General features: G+C 62.6%; 14 protein-coding genes. 8 read left to right on the forward strand and 6 right to left on the reverse strand.

All coding sequences use genetic code 11. The annotated features are described in order from the left end of the window. Positions 1-38: 38 nt before the first annotated feature. Positions 39-971, reverse strand: a complete 933-nt coding sequence (locus FHS64_RS11525) for a cation diffusion facilitator family transporter (protein ID WP_167178422.1) — start codon at positions 969-971, stop codon at positions 39-41. Positions 972-1,092: 121 nt separating this feature from the next. On the opposite strand from FHS64_RS11525, the gene FHS64_RS11530 reads away from it, so the two are divergent. Then, positions 1,093-1,899: an undecaprenyl-diphosphate phosphatase gene (locus FHS64_RS11530; protein ID WP_167178424.1), complete on the forward strand. Its 807-nt coding sequence runs from the start codon at positions 1,093-1,095 to the stop codon at positions 1,897-1,899. Positions 1,900-1,956: 57 nt separating this feature from the next. Here FHS64_RS11530 and FHS64_RS11535 read toward each other — a convergent pair whose 3' ends face one another. Continuing rightward, positions 1,957-2,925 carry a complex I NDUFA9 subunit family protein gene (locus FHS64_RS11535; RefSeq protein ID WP_167178426.1) on the reverse strand — a complete coding sequence of 323 codons (969 nt, stop codon included), beginning with the start codon at positions 2,923-2,925 and terminating at the stop codon, positions 1,957-1,959. Between the two features lie 344 nt (positions 2,926-3,269). On the opposite strand from FHS64_RS11535, the gene FHS64_RS11540 reads away from it, so the two are divergent. After that, positions 3,270-3,770 (forward strand): hypothetical protein, encoded by a 501-nt coding sequence (locus tag FHS64_RS11540; RefSeq protein WP_167178428.1) that lies wholly within the window; start codon positions 3,270-3,272, stop codon positions 3,768-3,770. A gap of 77 nt (positions 3,771-3,847) precedes the next feature. On the opposite strand, the gene FHS64_RS11545 is transcribed toward FHS64_RS11540, so the two are convergent. Beyond that, positions 3,848-5,830 (reverse strand): M1 family metallopeptidase, encoded by a 1,983-nt coding sequence (locus FHS64_RS11545; RefSeq protein ID WP_167178430.1) that lies wholly within the window; start codon positions 5,828-5,830, stop codon positions 3,848-3,850. A gap of 95 nt (positions 5,831-5,925) precedes the next feature. Beyond that, positions 5,926-7,170 (reverse strand): multidrug effflux MFS transporter, encoded by a 1,245-nt coding sequence (locus FHS64_RS11550; RefSeq protein ID WP_167178431.1) that lies wholly within the window; start codon positions 7,168-7,170, stop codon positions 5,926-5,928. Positions 7,171-7,326: 156 nt separating this feature from the next. On the opposite strand from FHS64_RS11550, the gene FHS64_RS11555 reads away from it, so the two are divergent. Then, entirely contained in the window at positions 7,327-8,286 is a 960-nt protein-coding gene (locus FHS64_RS11555) for an MBL fold metallo-hydrolase (RefSeq protein ID WP_167178433.1), read from the forward strand. On the opposite strand, the gene FHS64_RS11560 is transcribed toward FHS64_RS11555, so the two are convergent. Both FHS64_RS11560 and FHS64_RS11565 read right to left on the reverse strand, forming a co-directional pair. Further along, on the reverse strand, positions 8,283-8,702 hold the full coding sequence (locus FHS64_RS11560; RefSeq protein WP_167178435.1) for an META domain-containing protein: 420 nt from the start codon (positions 8,700-8,702) through the stop codon (positions 8,283-8,285). The two genes, FHS64_RS11555 and FHS64_RS11560, sit on opposite strands and share 4 nt — an antisense overlap. 51 nt (positions 8,703-8,753) lie before the next feature. Continuing rightward, positions 8,754-9,308: a PadR family transcriptional regulator gene (locus tag FHS64_RS11565; RefSeq protein ID WP_167178438.1), complete on the reverse strand. Its 555-nt coding sequence runs from the start codon at positions 9,306-9,308 to the stop codon at positions 8,754-8,756. A gap of 141 nt (positions 9,309-9,449) precedes the next feature. Here FHS64_RS11565 and FHS64_RS11570 point away from each other — a divergent pair, with 141 nt between their 5' ends. From FHS64_RS11570 to FHS64_RS11590, 5 genes are all read left to right on the forward strand, one after another. Further along, entirely contained in the window at positions 9,450-11,465 is a 2,016-nt protein-coding gene (locus tag FHS64_RS11570) for an NADPH-dependent 2,4-dienoyl-CoA reductase (protein WP_167178440.1), read from the forward strand. Between the two features lie 26 nt (positions 11,466-11,491). Beyond that, complete coding sequence (locus FHS64_RS11575) at positions 11,492-11,932, forward strand: nuclear transport factor 2 family protein (RefSeq protein WP_167178442.1); 441 nt, start codon at positions 11,492-11,494, stop codon at positions 11,930-11,932. Positions 11,933-12,119: 187 nt separating this feature from the next. Beyond that, positions 12,120-13,442: a TolC family protein gene (locus tag FHS64_RS11580; protein ID WP_167178444.1), complete on the forward strand. Its 1,323-nt coding sequence runs from the start codon at positions 12,120-12,122 to the stop codon at positions 13,440-13,442. A gap of 2 nt (positions 13,443-13,444) precedes the next feature. Further along, complete coding sequence (locus FHS64_RS11585; RefSeq protein WP_167178446.1) at positions 13,445-15,568, forward strand: type I secretion system permease/ATPase; 2,124 nt, start codon at positions 13,445-13,447, stop codon at positions 15,566-15,568. Further along, positions 15,561-16,748, forward strand: a complete 1,188-nt coding sequence (locus FHS64_RS11590; protein ID WP_167178448.1) for a beta-barrel domain-containing protein — start codon at positions 15,561-15,563, stop codon at positions 16,746-16,748. The genes FHS64_RS11585 and FHS64_RS11590 overlap by 8 nt, the downstream gene beginning before the upstream one ends. Positions 16,749-16,763: the final 15 nt, after the last annotated feature.

Consider the following 16,763-nt stretch of genomic DNA (forward strand, 5'->3'; position numbering starts at 1 on the left):
TTCACAGGAAAAATCAAAGATACGTCGCGGCCGTGGATCTAGCCCCAAGGTCCGCTGGTTGGTGCCGCATTCGCTTCCGTAGCGGGGGCCACCGCCGGTGCCGGATCGGCATGGATGATGATGTCGGCGTGGGGGTAGCGGGCCAGAACGCGCTTTTCGGCGGCATCCACAATGTCATGGGCCTCGGCCAGACTGAGGCTGGCATCCAGATCGACATGCATCTGCACCATCAGGGTATTGCCCGAAATGCGGGTGCGCAAACGGTGGACATTGCGGATACGGCTATCGTCCAGAACGGCAGAGGTGATCCCGTTGCGATCGTCATCGGGGGCTGCCGCATCCAGCAAATGGCCGGTGGCCGTTTTCAAAAGCCCGACAGCGCCCCAGCCCAGCCAGACCGCAACCACCAGACCCGCCGCTGCATCCAGACCGGGCGCTTTCAGCAGGCTGCCGGAAATAATGCCGATCAACACCACCACATTGGCCGCCAGATCGGCAGAATAGTGGGCGCGGTCGCCCGCCACTGCCACCGAGCCGGAGGCCTTGATGGCGCGGGACTGCTGCCAGATCAGCCAGCCGGTCAAACCGATCGACAGCACCATGACGCCAATCGCCCATCCGCCACCGCTGACCGGCTCGGGGCGGAAAATGCGGCGCACGGCCTCAAGTCCGATAAAGACTGCGGACGCCATCACCAGACCGGACTGGACCAGCGCGGCCAGACTTTCGGCCTTGCCATGTCCATAGCGATGCTCGGCATCGGGGGCGGCTGCGGCCCAGCGTACGGCAAAAAAGGTGCCCAGCGATGCCACCAGATCCAGCGCCGAATCCGTCAGGCTGGCCAGAATCGACACCGATCCCGATGCGCCATAGGCAAAGGCCTTGAGGGTCACCAGCACCACGGCCACGCCGACGCTGAGGGTGGTAATGCGGCGATTGGTGGCGGCGTGATCGGCTATGGGCTGTGTCATTTTGCTGTTGTCGCGCAAAAGGTGTTTTTCGCCAATGGCGGCTAAGGCCGCAGGGGGCTAAGACGATCAGGTTTAACAGGTTTGGCCGCATGGATGCCAAGCCCAATTTCGGCGAGGACAGATGGCAGATTGGCTGATTGCGATCCTGATGGGGATTGTCGAGGGATTGACGGAATTCATTCCGGTCTCCTCGACGGGGCATTTGCTGTTGCTGGGGCATTTCCTCGGCTTTGAAAGCACGGGCAAGACGTTCGAGATCGTCATCCAGCTCGGCGCGCTTTTGGCGATCATCAGCCTGTATTTCAAAAAGTTGTGGCATCTGGCGACGCGCTGGCCGTTCGACCCTGAGGCCCGTCGTTTCATCATCGGCCTGCTGGTCGCCTTCCTGCCTGCGGTGGTGATCGGTTTTGCTGCCTATGGCTTTATCAAACAGGTCTTGTTCGAGACGCCCGCTGTCGTCTGTGTGGCCCTGATTATCGGCGGCTTCTTGCTTCTGTGGCTGGACCGCATGAAGAAGATGCCAACCTATCTGGATGCCGACAAATACCCGATCCGCATCTATTTCCTGATTGGCCTGTTCCAGTGTCTGGCCATGATTCCGGGTGTGTCGCGCTCGGGTGCCACCATTGCCGGTGGTCTGCTGCTGGGCACCGATAAACGTTCGGCCGCCGAGTTCAGCTTCTTTCTGGCCCTGCCGACCATGGGGGCGGCGGTCGCCTATGATCTGTTCAAGAACCGCGCGAACCTGAATTTCGACGATATGGGCCTGATCGTGATCGGCTTTGTCTCGGCCTTTATCGCCGGTCTGGCGGTGGTGAAACTGCTGCTGGACTTCGTGTCGCGTCGCGGCTTTGCTCCGTTCGCATGGTGGCGGATCGTGGTCGGTGTGGCGGGCCTGATCGGCCTTGCCCTGACCGGCGGCCTCTAAACGGCAAAAGAAAAGGGGCTCCGGTTGGAGCCCCTTTTTTATGTCTGTAATCCAGACCTATCCGGCGATCTGGGCCGCGTACTGGCCACCATCGCGATAGCGCCACAGATAGCCCTCGGCGACGGCCTTCATGCCGGTCGGCTCGATGCCCAGTTCGGCAAAGCCCTTGGCACCGTCAGCCACCACATTGTCCTTGGCCAGCAGCTTGACCTGATCGACCGTCACAACCGGCGTCAGACCGATCGCAGCCGGAATCTGTGCAAAGCTGGCAATGGCACGCGCCGCCACGGACGGCAGCGGCAGGACCATACGGTCACGACCGGTTTCTTTAAGCACGTAGTCGATGATGTCTTTCATCGTCCAGACAGCCGGGCCGCCCAGTTCGAAGGTTTCACCGGCATAGCGGCTGTCGCTGGCCAGACGGCTGATCGCCTCGGCCACGTCGGTCACATGCACCGGCTGCATACGGGTTTCACCACCCACCAGCGGCATGACCGGCATACGCGCCGCCATATTGCCAAAGCGGTTCAGGAAGCCGTCCTCGCTGCCGAACATCACCGAAGGGCGAACCACGATGGCGTTCGGGAAGGCGGCGCGGACAGCCGCCTCGCCTTCGCCCTTGGTGCGGGCGTACAGCGCATCGCCATCTACATCTGCACCGATGGCCGAGACATGCACCAGTTGCTTGACGCCAGCGGCGGTCGCGGCCTCGGCAATATGGCGCGCGCCATCGACGTGCAGGGCCTGGAATTTACGGCCACCCGTTTCGAACAGGATACCAACCAGATTGATGGCGGCATCGGCACCGACCATTGCGGCGGCGACATCGGCGGGATTATTGATGTCGCAACGGGTCAGTTGCACCTGACCGACATCGCCGGTCATACGCAGTTCATAGGCCAGCGCAGGCTTGCGCACGGCAATACGGACGCGCCAGCCACGACGGGCCATGGCACGAGCAACCTGGGTGCCGACAAAGCCCGAGCCACCGAAGATGGTCACAAGACCGGGGGCGAGTTCAGCCATTCTATGCGTGCTCCAACACCATGCCGGGGCCGCGCCTCTGGCGGCCCGCAGCGAATTCTCTGCGCGGGGCTTAACCGATGACAGCCGCGCCCGCAACAAAGGCCCGCTATATGGGCGCGAAACTCGACCTTTGGAGACGCAAAAGCGACCGGCCACCGGCATGGGGCAACAGACGTGTCTCTTTCGTCACGCGAGAACAGATTGTGGCGCGAAAGGGAACAAAACTGGACATAACCGACTCTCGAAGACGCAAGGATGTGGCATGGGGGGCTGTGCGAGCTCCAGATTGCGCCTGTCTTCTGTCGGGCATCTCCCCACCCCCTCGGGAACGAAAGGTTTGAGTGATGATTGCGGCTTTGACCTTGCTGTTGCTGGCGGGAACAACCCCTTCTGGACATTCGGACGTCCGCGCACCGATGGTTGCGAGGGCGCAATCCGCGGCCTCTAACAGAGCGCCCGTTACCCCTCCTGCGCTTACGCCTGAACGTCCCGCACCGGCGGCCCCGCCGGTGGCGCGTGTGCGCCCGCCGACCTTTGCTGCGGGCACCTTGGATACGATTGATCCGCCACTGCGCGAAGCCGTTGTTTGCGCCGCGCACATGGAACTGCTGATGGAAAGACTGTCGGCCCGCGGACAGGATGCCGAGGCACCGGTGATCCTGATCGAGGAATATTGGCAGACCAAGCTGCCCGACCCCGACGGTCCCGACCCTGTGCCGGTGGCAACCTTTGTGACCATCAAGGACAGGCTGGATGCCAGTGCCAGCGAAACACCCAGCCAATATCTGCGCGGCCTGCAAGACTGCGTCATCAGCGCGGCGCGCGGCGGTGCGTTGAGCGACTAGGCCTTTCGCTATCCATACTAAAAAAGGGCCGCCCTTCGCATGAAAGGCGGCCCTTTTTGTTTTAACCGCAGATGCCCTTACGGACGTCCCACCACGGCATCGACCGAGTTGGTCGTGACGGGGTGATACAGCGGCCGCGCCTTGGCATAGATGCTCTTGGCAATCGTCTGGCCCCATTCGCCCTGATCCCACAGGGTCTGGAACAGCGGCAGCACGAATTTGCGACGGCCCATGTGGCTGAGGAAGTCATCTGCCGTCTGCACCGCAGGTTGGTAACGGTGGGCCAGCGCCACCTGCAACCATGCGAACTTCACCTCGGCATTACCCTCGGCATTAAGGTTCAGGGTCGATTGCAGATCGGCCAGTTGCGCCTCGGTCAGCCATGTCTTGGCCCCGTCCTTCGGACGCCATGACAGGAAATGCTGGCGCTGCTGCGTGTTCCAGCTGGCCCAGGGAAGGGCGCTGGCCGGACCCTTGTCACCATAGAAGGCGCTCGCGGCAGCATCGACCACCGTAAAGGCGTTCGAGACCGGAGCCACGGCATTGGACGGCAGGCCCGGCTGATAGATCCATTGATCCATCATCAGGGCGCTTTCCATCGCCGTATCACCCTTCACAAGATGGGTGCGGATATCTTCAAGGAAGCGTTCGGTGGTCATCGGACGCCACGCATTGCGCTCGAAGTAGCCGCGCATCCACGCATCGAACTTCTCGCGTCCGGCGATGCGCTCGATGGTGCGCAGGAAGGCCGCGCCCTTGTCATAGGCGATGGTATTCATGCCCTCGTCGGGATCGCGCCCTTCAAGCTCCAGCTTCAGACGGGTGTCTGCCGGATCGAGACTGGCCAGCTCTTCCTGCAGGCCGGTCCATGCCAGAACCTGTTCCTGAACGGCGGCATCGTGTCCGTAGACGGACTCCATGATGCGGTTCTCGAAATAGGAGGTGAAGCCTTCGTTGAGCCAGAAATCGTCCCATGTCGCATTGGTCACGAGATTGCCCGACCAGCTATGCGCCAGTTCGTGCGCCACCAGCGAGACCAGCGAACGGTCGCCGGCAATAATGGTGGGTGTGGCAAAGGTCAGCATGGGGTTTTCCATGCCGCCGAACGGGAAGCTGGGCGGCAGGACCAGCAGGTCATAGCGACCCCACTGATACGGGCCATAAAGTGCCTCGGCCGCATCGACCATTTCGGCGGTCGGGATCAGTTCCTTGTGCGAGGCTTCCAGCTGGTTCGGTTCGGCCCAAACGCCGGTGCGCTCGTCAAAGGCTTCAAAGGCAATGTCGCCGACGGCCAGCGCGATCAGATAGGGCGGGATCGGCTTGTCGAGGTCGAAGCGCCACGCCTTTCTGCCATTACCGGCATCCTCGCCTTGCGGTGTCAGGTCTTGGGCCGACATCACAGCGCGCAGATTGGCGGGAGTGACAATACGGGCGGTGTAGGTCTGGCGGATGCCGGGGCTGTCCTGCGTCGGGATCCATGTGCGGGTCAGGATGGCCTGACCTTGGCTGAACAGATAGGGCAGTTCACCGCCCGCCGTCTGTTGCGGGGTCAGCCATTGCAGCGCCGCCGCATCGGGGCGGGTGGCATAGGTGATGACGACCTTCTGGGCCTCGTTGCCACGGAAGGCGGGCAGGGTAATGCTCAGCGGCTGGCCCTTGATGGCGTCCGATGCACCCTGTGTGAAGGGCAGGGCGCGGCCCGAGGCATCGGTCACCGAACGGATGTCGAGGTTTTTGACATCCAGCACGACCTGCGTGGCACCGGCGCGGCCCGTGACATCCAGTGTCGCCTTGCCCGACAGGGTCTTGGCGGCAAAGTCGGCGGTCAGGTCCAGATCGACATGGGTGACACGCGCCTCGGCGGGTCGGGCATAGGAGTGGACGTCGTTCACATAGTCCGTGGCCATCGCGGTCTCCGGTGCGGCGGGCTGTACCGCCGGTGTGCCCGGGGTGAAATCACCCGTCACCAGACTGGAGGACGTGGCACAGGCACCGAGGCTGGTGGCCAAAGCGGTTGCAAGGGCAAGGGCGGATACCTTGCCTGCCAGATTGAAGGTCATCGGCAGCTCCGTAAATCAGATGCTGCCGAAGTGCCCCCGTTCTGTACTAAAGATCAAGCGTGGCGCGCGGGAGCGGCCCAAGATTAGGCCCAAGATCAAGCATGGTGCGCGGGCGCGGCGTGCTTCGCCTTGAACAGCTTGCCCTTCTCGGCCCACAGGACCAGCAACAGCGCGACCACCGACAGCACCGCAAAACCGCTGGTCAGCGGCACGGTGGTGCCATTGAACAACTGGCCGATAGTAAAACCGGCCAGCGCACCGATAATGGTCGAGATAAAGCCCTGCGCCGAGGACGCCGTGCCCGCAATATGGCCCATCGGCTCCATGGCCATCGAGCCGAAATTACCGGCCACCAGACCAAAGCAGAACATCTTGCAGCCCTGCAGGATCGAGAAGGTCCAGATGGTGTCATGGCCCGACAACGAGATCGCGGCATGGATGAAGCTGAAGACAATAAAGCCCATCAGCGCCGAGTGCGAAATCAGGCGCGAGCCCAGACGTTCGACCAGATGCGAGTTAATCAGCGACGACACGGCAATCCCGCCCGCCACCAGAGCAAAGACGGTGGTGAACAGGTGCGGGGCCTTGAACACGTCAAAGAAGATCTGCTGTGACGAGTTGATAAAGCCGAACAGGCCGCTGACGATGGCGGTCATGGCCAGCGTATAGCCCATGGCCTGACGGTTGGTGACGGCCTGACGGAAGGCATCAAGAATGGGACCGGTCTCGATGGCACGGCGATCTTCGGGATGCAGGGTCTCGGGCAGACGAAGCGCGGCCCAGATCAGGAAGCTGGTGCCGAAAATGGCAAAGACCCAGAAAATCCACTGCCACGGCCCGACCAGCAGCACCAGCTGCCCCACAGTCGGGGCCAGAATGGGCACACCCAGAAACACGAGGAAGCTCAGCGACATGACCCGCGCCATGGTGCGCCCCTCATAGCGGTCACGCACGATGGAAACGGCCAGAACCCGTGTCGCCGCCACGCCAATTCCCATGCCGATGCGCGCCAGCAGCAACAGGGTAAAGGTGTGCGAAAACGCCGCCACTACCGAAAAGGCCACATAGATGCCCACTCCGGTCAGCAAGACCGGCTTGCGCCCGAAACGGTCCGACAGCGGGCCATAGATCAGTTGCGTGACGCCAAAGCCCAGCAGATAGGCGGTGATGATCCACTGGCGGCTATTCTCGTTGGCAATGCCGAGGTCCTCACCAATGGCGGGCAGGGCGGGCAACATGGCGTCGATGGCCAGTGCGTTCAGCGCCATCATGATTGCGATTAGACAGACGAACTCGGCAAAGCCGGGGCCATTGCGAACAGTGGTCGAGGTTTGGGTCATGCCTATGCTGTGCCGCCTGCGTCCCTCTGACGCAAGCAATCAGGCCGAAGTGACGCGGAATTTGATCGGCCTGTCACACTGTTCAATGTTTATATTGATGTTAGTATCTATCGTATGGGGCACAAGAAACAGATAGGGCGCAGGTGGGTCAGGCGTTTGCTGGCGGGGCTGGCAATATGTCTGGTGCTGGTCCTTGTGGCGGTACTTTTGCTCAACCTGCGACCTTCACTGGCGCAGTGGCCCCAACTGCCGGTCAGTACAAAGCCTTCCGCCAGCGGGGTGGACATGCGCTTTATCGGCACATCGGGTGTGGTCCTGGCCGATGGTGAAACGACATTGGTGATCGACGGCTTCGTGACGCGTCCGTCCCTGTTGCAGGTGCTGACCTCGCGCGTGACGCCGGATGCAGATCGCGTGCGCAAGGTCAGGGCGCGCACCGGCGTATCGCGTCTGGATGCGGTGATGGTCACCCACAGCCATTATGACCACGCCATGGATGCGCCCGAATGGGTGAAACAGGCGGGCGGCGAGGTATGGGGCACGGCCTCCACGCGCCAGATTGCGCGGGCCGAAGGGGTAGGCGCGGTGCGGGTCGTGTCGCCCGAAGAAGATATCCGTGTTAGCCGGTTCAATGTGCGCTTTTTCCAACTGGACCATGGCCCGCCGGAAAAGATGCGCGGCGTGATAACCGAGGACTTCACCGTCCCCGCCCGCGCGACCGACTATAAGACCGGCGGTGGTCTGGGCTTTTATTTCACCCACGGATCATGCCGTATCCTGGCGGTGCCCAGCGCGGGCAAGGCCCATGCCGACCTGTCGCAATATCCTGCCGACGTCATCCTGCTGTCGATAGGCCAACTGGGGCTGCAAAGCCCCGATCATATCCGCCGCTATTGGCGTGATACGGCAGAGGCCAGCGGGGCACGGCTGGTCATCCCTGTGCATTGGGACGATTTCAGCCGCTCACTGGACCAGTCCCTTGAGCCCCTGCCCTATGCCGTCGAGCGGACAGATGTGGCCATGCGCGAGATCATGGCTCTGGCAGGAGACAAGGTGCGTGTGGCCCTGCCGGTGCTGTACGAGCCACTGGACCTGTCTGCCTCGGGGGCCTGTTAGCCGCCCGCAACCATCAGGGCGATACGCTTGCCGTCCTTGTCCAGCAGTTCCAGACCGTCCGCCGAGGTCTGGAAACGGTCGGCCTTTTCCAGCGCCAGCAGGAAGCGGTTCACGTCAGGGGCCGCATCGCAATCGAAAGCCCCCGTCTGGACATTGGTGATTTCGATATGCGGGAAGTGCACCTTGGTATCGGCATTCCAGTCATTGCCGCATTGGGTCTGGCCGATGACGATCTTGTTGTCGTCGTCCATGCGGAAAGTCGGCAGTTCGCTATTGATCTGCTTGCCTTCGAAGTCGCTGACGACCCAGCTGTATTGCAGCAGTTCGGGGGTCATCGGGACAGCCTGCTGGGCCATGGCCTGAACAGGCAAAAGAGCGGCCATCAGACCGGCAACGGCAAACATTCTGGTGTGCATCAACGCCATATTCCTTGGTTGTGGCCGATTGGTTGCGACAAGGCGACGAACTTAACTGTTTTGCACCTTAAGCCGTTCCAGCGCCTGTTCCAGTGTTTCCACCCATCCGCTTTCGTGGCGCAGACCGGCTTGCAGGATCAACTGGCGGATACGCACGGCGCGGTCGGGATCGGGATGGGCCATGTCGCGCACGGCAAAGCTCTCATATTGCGCCAGCTTGTCGCGGTGCTGGGTCAGCCGGTCTTCGATCGCGGCGATCAGGGCGGGCGTGTCGGACCGTTCCGGCCCCAGCACGGCATCGGCCCTCAGTTTCACCATCAGCGTATCGCGCAGAGGCGTGCTGGCATCGGCCTCGCCCAGCCAGTCACGCAGGGCTTGCTCGCCCGCAGGCAGGACATGATAGTTGCGCTTGCGCCCCCGCGCCTCGGCTTCGGCCTCCGACGCGATCAGGCCATCGGCTTCCAGCCGTCCCAGTTCGCGGTAAATCTGCTGGTGTGAAGCCTGCCAGAAATGGCCGATCGACTTGTCGAACCGGCGCGCCAGTTCCAGCCCCGAAGAGTGGGGGCGTTCGATCAATGCGGTCAGCAGGGCATGGGGCAGGGACATGCGATTTTCCCTAGGGGCAGCTTCTTAAAGACCGGAGAACAGCGCAGAACAATTGTTTTTGCAACCCGTTGCAAAACATCGAAAGCGATGTTCTAGATGCGGTGAAAGACCCCATTGGGGACACGGGTAAGAGCTATGGGCATGTCGCATTTTCCGCTGTTGAACCGTCCGCTGGACCTCGGCTTCACCACCTTGGCCAACCGGGTGCTGATGGGCTCCATGCACGTCGGCCTTGAAGAAGCACCGGACGGTTTCAACCGCATGGCCGCCTTCTATGCAGAGCGTGCTGCCGGTGGTGTGGGCCTGATTGTGACGGGCGGCATCGCCCCCAATGCCCGCGCGGCCCCATGGCCGGGTGCCTCCAAAATGACCACCGAAGAAGAGGCCGATCACCACAAGATCGTCACCAAGGCCGTTCACGATCATGACGGCAAGATCGCCATGCAGATCCTGCATTTCGGCCGCTATGCCTATTCGTCGGAACTGGTCGGACCGTCTGCGATCAAGGCCCCGATCAACCCGTTCGTGCCGCACCCCCTGTCGGGTGAAGAGGTCGAACAGACCATTGCCGACTTCGTCAACTCGGCGCGTCTGGCCCAGTATGCGGGTTATGACGGTGTCGAAATCATGGGTTCCGAAGGCTATCTGATCAACGAGTTCATCGCCGCCCGCACCAACCAGCGCGATGATGAATGGGGCGGCTCCTATGAGAACCGCATCCGCTTCCCGATCGAGATCGTGCGCCGTGTGCGCGAGGCGGTCGGTGCGAACTTCATCATCATCTACCGCTTGTCGATGCTGGATCTGGTCGAAGGCGGCTCGACGCTGGACGAGGTGATCCAGCTGGCGCGCGCTATCGAGGCGGCAGGGGCCACCATCATCAATACAGGCATCGGCTGGCACGAAGCCCGCATCCCCACCATCGCCACCAAGGTTCCCCGCGCGGCCTTTGCATGGGTGACGCAGAACCTGATGGGCAAGGTCAACATCCCGCTGGTGGCCACCAACCGCATCAATACGCCCGAAGTGGCCGAACAGGTGTTGGCCGATGGTCAGGCCGACATGATCTCTATGGCGCGGCCCTTCCTTGCCGACAGCCAGTTCGTCAAAAAGGCCCGCGAGGGTCGCTCTGCCGATATCAATACCTGCATCGGCTGTAATCAAGCGTGCCTGGACCACACCTTCTCGTTGCAGATCACGTCCTGCCTCGTGAACCCGCGCGCCTGCCACGAAACCGAGATCGTCATTACGCCCACGCCAGCGCCCAAATCTCTGGCCGTGGTCGGGGCCGGACCGGCGGGCCTCGCCTTTGCCACCACGGCGGCCGAGCGCGGCCACAAGGTCACTTTGTTCGATGCCGACGACAAAATCGGCGGCCAGTTCAACATCGCCAAACAGGTGCCGGGCAAGGAAGAATTCTACGAGACCCTGCGCTATTTCACCGGCCATGTAGCCAAGACCGGCGTCGATCTTCGCCTGAACACTCGCGCCACAGCCGACGACCTCAAGGGCTTTGACGAAGTGGTTCTGGCCACCGGCATCAATCCGCGCAAACCGGGCATCGAGGGCGAGGATCGCGCCAATGTCCTGACCTATCTGGATGTGCTGCGCGACAAGAAGCCGGTCGGTGAAAAGGTCGCCATCATCGGTGCGGGCGGTATCGGTTTCGACGTGGCCGAATACCTCGTCCATGAGGGCGTCAGCCCGTCTCAGGATATCGACCTGTTCTTTGAGGAATGGGGCGTCGATCAGGACTATGAAACCGCCGGTGGCCTGACCGCCCCGCAACCGCATGCCCCCGCCCGACAGGTGGCGTTGCTACAACGCAAGACCTCAAAGGTCGGGGCGGGCCTTGGCAAGACGACTGGCTGGATTCATCGCGCGGGTCTGGTGGCCAAGGGCGTCAACATGATCCCCGGCGTCACCTATGAGCGCATCGACGATGACGGCCTGCACATCACCTTGAACGGCGAAGCGCAAGTCGTCCCTGCCGATACGGTGGTGATCTGTGCCGGACAGGAACCGAACCGCGACCTGCAACAATCCCTGCTGGATGCCGGTGTGACGGTTCACCTGATCGGCGGGGCCGATGTCGCCGCCGAACTAGATGCCAAGCGCGCCATCAATCAGGGCACGCGCCTTGCGGCCCAAATCTGACGCTTGAAGGGAAGGGAGGCCCGCACATGCTGACAACCGAAACCAAACTGCACCCCAAGGCTCTGGACAGCCTCAACCGCTGGCACCGGCTGGTCGAGGAAAAGAACATGGACGAACTGGATGCCATCCTGCATCCCGACGCCGTGTTCCGCTCGCCCATGGCCTTCAAGGGCTATGCCTCGGCACCGGCGGTAAAGCTGGTGCTGGGCACGGTCATCCAGGTGTTCGAGAACTTTGCCTATCACCGCAGTTTCGCGGGCGATGACGGCCACAGCATCGTGCTGGAATTCAGCGCCGATGTCGGCGGCAAGTCCCTCAAGGGCATCGACATGATCCGTTTCGACGACGACGGAAAGATTGTTGACTTCGAGGTGATGGTGCGTCCGCTGAACGGGCTTCAGGCCTTGGGCGCAGAGATGGGCGCACGGCTTGGCCACCTGCTTCCGGCCTATAAGGGCGCGGGATAATCCCTGCCAAAATCTTGTCTCATCAAGGCCGCCGGATCCGTCCGGCGGCTTTTTTGTTTCGCGCGAGAGGGGAACCTTGGCCGGTTACTAAAGTTAAGCTGCAAACCGAAAATTGAGATTTCAGTGTTATTCATTGTGTTCGAATCACTTGTAACGGTGCGTCCAAGGGGAACCCATGAACCGGAATATGCGGAATATAGCGGGGGCTTCGACGGCCGTTCTGGCCTTGTTATTGACCGCGTCTCACGGGCTGGCCGCTACGTCTTCGACCGTTCAGGCCACAAGCGCCGCCGCCCGCGCACAGGATAATACGGGCGATATCGAACTGGCCGCTGCCGTCCGCGAAGCCCTGATGCGTGACCCCGATGTGCGCATGGCCCGCGCCGAAATAGAGGTGGCCGAGGTCGAGGGCAGTATCGCCCGCAACGGCTACCTGCCCGCCATCAATGCCTCGGCAGGACCGGAATCCTCGGGTGTCGGCTATGACGTGACCGTCTCGCAGACCCTTTATGACTGGGGACAGGTCCGCTCGAATGTGGACCGCACCGATGCCCTGACCTCGCGCCAGCAAACCCAAATGCTGATTACCCGCGACGATGTGGCCCTTCAGGTCTCCGAACAATGGCTGGATATTGCCGGTGGTCGCGCCCAACTGGCCCTGATCCACGACCATCTGGAACGCCTAGGTCGCCTCCAGAACATGGCGCAGGAACGCGTCACGGGCCGCTTCTCCGATCAAGCCGAACTGGGGCGGGCCAATCTGGCCGTCTCGATCGCATCAGCCCTGCGCGCGCGTCTGAACGGCGAACTGGCCGAGGCCGAGGAAATCTTCCGGGTTCTGGTCGGACGCGAGGCGGGCAGTGTGCGCCTGCCGCAACCCACCACCTTCCTGATCCCTCTGCGGGCACCGGCTGCACTGGAACAGTCGATTGTCGCCTCGCCCCTCTATCGCCGCTCGGTGCTGGAAGCCGAGGCCGCCGATGCCACCTTCCGCGAGTCACAGGCCGCCCGCTATCCGCGTCTGGTCCTCGAAGGCTCTGTCATGCGCCGCGAGATCGGCGGGCGACTGGTGGATGACAGCGCCATCGGCCTTCGTCTGCGCATGAACACCCAGCAGGGGTTCAGCACCTTCCAGCGTCCGCGCCTCGAAGCCGCCCGCCGTGATGCCGCCCGCCTCGGGGCCGATGGCACGGCGCGTGATCTGAAACGCACCCTTGGCTCTCTGGTCGTGAATGACCGCGCTCTGGAAGACCGGATTTCGGCCTTGTCCGATCAGGTCACCCAGTCGGGCGCGGTTCGCACCGCCTATGCCGAACAGTTCATTGTCGGGCGTCGCGACATTCAGGACCTGATCGTCATGGAGAGCGAATATTTCGAGGCCGAGCGCCAGATACTGGAACTGACGGTCGAGCGTCTTCGCAACCAGTACAGGGCGGCGGCGCAACTGGGGCAACTGGCCGACAGCTTCGTCAGCGGCTCCGGTTCTGGCAGTAATACCGTGGCGCAATAGCCATGACCCGCCCTCTTCCCCCAGAGGTTGATCCACTCAGAGAAGGCCTCAGCCTGCTGGCTGCCGAACTGGGCGTTACCGCCTCGGCGGCCATGCTGGGGGATGGTCTGCCGCTGGATGATGGCCGCCTGCCACTGGATCAGGTGCGCCGTGCCATGCGTCGTGCGGGGTTGTCGGCGCGGGTGGTGCCGATGCCGCTGGACGATGTGCCCGACGATCTGTTCCCTACCCTGATCCTGTTACGCAATGGCCGCTGTCTGGTGTTTGCCGCCCGCGAGGACGATGTGGCGGTGGTGCTCAGCCCCTTCACCCATGGCGGGGCGCAGAAAGTCTCCATGGAGAAACTGCGGGCGGCCTATGCAGGCGACATGGTGTTTGCCCGCCCCGTCTATAATGGCGACACCCGCGCCGGGGGCTATGCCCAACCCAGGAAACGCCACTGGCTAAAATCGACCGTCATCGAGGCGTGGCCAGCCTTTATCGAGGTCGGGGCCGCAGCGATCTTTGCCAACCTTCTGGCGGTCGCCTCTTCGCTGTTTGTCATGCAGGTCTATGACCGCGTGGTGCCGACCTCCAACTTCCCGACCCTGTGGGTGCTGACCACGGGCGTGGTGGTGGCGATACTGGCCGAACTGTTGCTGCGAACCTTGCGCTCGCACCTGCTGGAGGCCACCGGCAAGACGCTGGACCTGAAACTGTCCTCGCGCCTGTTTGAACAGGTCATGTCAGTGCGTCTGTCGGCCAAGCCCGCCTCGACCGGCGCCTTTGCCAGTCAGGTCAAAGAGTTCGAGACAGTACGCGAGTTCTTCACCGCCTCGACCGTCGCCGCCATCAGCGATGCGCCCTTCATCATCTTCTTCATCACCATCATCGCCATTCTGGGCGGCCCCGTGGCCATCGCGCCTCTGGTCGGCGTGATTGTCATGCTGGTTCCGGCCCTGCTGCTACAGGGCAAGATGGCCGAACTGTCGCGGGCCAATCTGCGCGAAGGGGCGGTCAAGCACGGCCTGCTGCTGGAAACCGTCGACAATCTGGAAGGCCTGAAAGCCGCGCGTGGCGAAGGCCGCAATCTACGCCTGTGGGAAGTGCTGTCCAACCAGCTGGCCGATAGCGGGCTGAAAAACCGCAACCTGTCCACGGCCATTGCGTCGCTGGGATCGTCGGTCCAGCAACTGACCTATGTCGGGGCGGTGGTCATTGGCGTCCATCAGATCGCGGCGGGCAATATGACCATGGGTGCCTTGGTGGCCTGTTCGCTTCTGGTGTCGCGCGCGGTGTCACCCACGGCCCAGTTCACAGGCATCATGTCGCGCTGGCAGCATGTGAAGGTGGCGCTGGAAGGGCTGGACCAGTTGATGCAGGCACCAACCGAGCGCCCGCAGGAACGCCAGTTCACCCGCAAAAGCGACCTTGTCGGCGACTATCAGCTTCAGGATGTCGAGGTGCGTTTGTCACCCGATGGCCCGCCGGTACTGACCCTGCCCAAGCTGAAAATCAGGGCGGGCGAAAAGATCGCCCTCATCGGCGGCAATGGCGCGGGCAAGTCCACCCTGTTGCGGCTTCTCTCGGGCCTTGGCGATGTAACAGCAGGCAGCGTGCTGCTGGACGATGTCAGCCTGCTGCAAATCGAGCCGGCGGATCGTCGCCACGCCATCGGCTTCCTGCCGCAGGATGCGGTGTTGTTCCACGGCACCTTGCGTGAAAACCTGACACTGGACGGTGGCCGCCATACGGATGCGGAACTGATCGACGCGCTGGATGCGGTGGGTCTTGGCACCTATGTCCGCGCCCACCCGCAGGGGCTGGACCTGCAACTGGTCGGACGCGGCAGTGTCTCGGGCGGCCAGCGTCAGGCCATCGCCATGGCCCGCCTGATCCTTCAGGACCCGCGCATTGTCCTGATGGACGAGCCGACCGCCGCCTATGACCAGAATAACGAACGCCGCCTGATCGAATATCTGGCGAACTGGCTGGAAGGCCGCACGGTCGTCATCGCCACCCATCGCCGCACGGTCTTCGCCCTGACCGACCGCGTCATTGCCCTGTCGAACGGCAAGGTGGTGGGCGATGGTCCGGCACGTGCGAGTGCGCCGGTCAGAAACTTGCGGAGCGTGGCCAATGTCTGACCGCAGCATTGAACGCCAGATCCGCCGCGCCCTGGCCGATACCCGCGAAGGCGCAGCCCATCCGCTGGCCCGCCCCATCCTGTGGGCCTGTGTCGGCGTGGTAGCGGCCTTTATCATCTGGGCCGCATGGGCCAAGGTGGACGAGGTCGCACGCGGCGAGGGCAAGGTGGTCCCCAATAGCCGCGTTCAGGTGATCCAGAGCCTTGAGGGCGGCATCCTTGCCGAAATGCTGGTGCGCGAGGGGCAGGTGGTCGATGCCGGTCAGCCTCTGGCCCAGTTGGACGATACCCGCTTCACCACGGCCGCCAAGGAAACCGCCTCTCAGGTCAAGGCCCTGACGGCGGCGATTGCGCGTCTGGAGGCCGAGGTTCTGGGGGCCACCACCATCACCTTCCCCGATGCCATTCCTGCCGGTGATCCGGTGATCGCCTCCGAGCAGGCCCTGTTCCGCGCCCGTCGCCAGAACCTGAATGCGACACTGGCCGCGCTGTCGTCCGAAACCGGTTATGCCCAGCGCCAGCTCAACATCGTCACGCCTCTGGCCGAGCGCGGTGTGGTCAGCGAGGTCGAGGGCCTGCGTTTGGGCAAGGATATTGCCGCCCTGACCGGTCGCCAGACCGAGGTGCGCAACACCTATATGCAGGAAGCCTATGCCGAGCTGGCCAATAAAAAGGCCGAACTGGCCGCCCAGTCGGAAATCCTCAACCAGCGCCGCGACCAGCTTCAGCGCACACGCCTGACCGCCCCCGTACGCGCCCGCGTCAACGAGATACTCGTGACCACGCGCGGCGGCGTCGTGCAGCCGGGCGAGGCCATCATGCAACTGACCCCCGTGGACGATCAGTTGTTGGTCGAGGCCCGCGTCCAGCCCCGCGATGTTGCCTTTATCCGCGAGGGTATGCCCGCCAGCGTCAAGATCAGCGCCTATGATTTCACCATCTATGGCGACCTGCCCGGACGGGTGGAACAGATCAGCGAGGACACGCTGGAAGAGGACACCCCGCGCGGCAAGATGGCCTATTACAGCGTCCTGATCCGCACCGACCGCGCATGGCTGGAAAAGAACGGCCAGCGCCTACCGATCCGCCCCGGCATGGTGGCGCAGGTGGACATCCAGTCGGGCGAGCGCAGTGTGCTCAGCTACCTTCTCAAACCTCTGTTGAAAGCCCGTCTAACCTAGGCCGTCTGGCCTGAC

The sequence above is a fragment of the Brevundimonas terrae genome, from assembly GCF_011761985.1.
GTDB classification, from domain to species: Bacteria; Pseudomonadota; Alphaproteobacteria; order Caulobacterales; family Caulobacteraceae; genus Brevundimonas; species Brevundimonas terrae.

Excerpts from the sequence above, each read along its gene's own strand:
- FHS64_RS11525 (WP_167178422.1), bottom strand. The coding sequence starts at position 971 with ATGACACAGCCCATAGCCGATCACGCCGCCACCAATCGCCGCATTACC.
- FHS64_RS11530 (WP_167178424.1), top strand. The coding sequence starts at position 1,093 with ATGGCAGATTGGCTGATTGCGATCCTGATGGGGATTGTCGAGGGATTG.
- FHS64_RS11535 (WP_167178426.1), bottom strand. The coding sequence starts at position 2,925 with ATGGCTGAACTCGCCCCCGGTCTTGTGACCATCTTCGGTGGCTCGGGC.
- FHS64_RS11540 (WP_167178428.1), top strand. The coding sequence starts at position 3,270 with ATGATTGCGGCTTTGACCTTGCTGTTGCTGGCGGGAACAACCCCTTCT.
- FHS64_RS11545 (WP_167178430.1), bottom strand. The coding sequence starts at position 5,830 with ATGACCTTCAATCTGGCAGGCAAGGTATCCGCCCTTGCCCTTGCAACC.
- FHS64_RS11550 (WP_167178431.1), bottom strand. The coding sequence starts at position 7,170 with ATGACCCAAACCTCGACCACTGTTCGCAATGGCCCCGGCTTTGCCGAG.
- FHS64_RS11560 (WP_167178435.1), bottom strand. The coding sequence starts at position 8,702 with ATGCACACCAGAATGTTTGCCGTTGCCGGTCTGATGGCCGCTCTTTTG.
- FHS64_RS11565 (WP_167178438.1), bottom strand. The coding sequence starts at position 9,308 with ATGTCCCTGCCCCATGCCCTGCTGACCGCATTGATCGAACGCCCCCAC.
- FHS64_RS11570 (WP_167178440.1), top strand. The coding sequence starts at position 9,450 with ATGTCGCATTTTCCGCTGTTGAACCGTCCGCTGGACCTCGGCTTCACC.
- FHS64_RS11575 (WP_167178442.1), top strand. The coding sequence starts at position 11,492 with ATGCTGACAACCGAAACCAAACTGCACCCCAAGGCTCTGGACAGCCTC.
- FHS64_RS11580 (WP_167178444.1), top strand. The coding sequence starts at position 12,120 with ATGCGGAATATAGCGGGGGCTTCGACGGCCGTTCTGGCCTTGTTATTG.
- FHS64_RS11585 (WP_167178446.1), top strand. The coding sequence starts at position 13,445 with ATGACCCGCCCTCTTCCCCCAGAGGTTGATCCACTCAGAGAAGGCCTC.
- FHS64_RS11590 (WP_167178448.1), top strand. The coding sequence starts at position 15,561 with ATGTCTGACCGCAGCATTGAACGCCAGATCCGCCGCGCCCTGGCCGAT.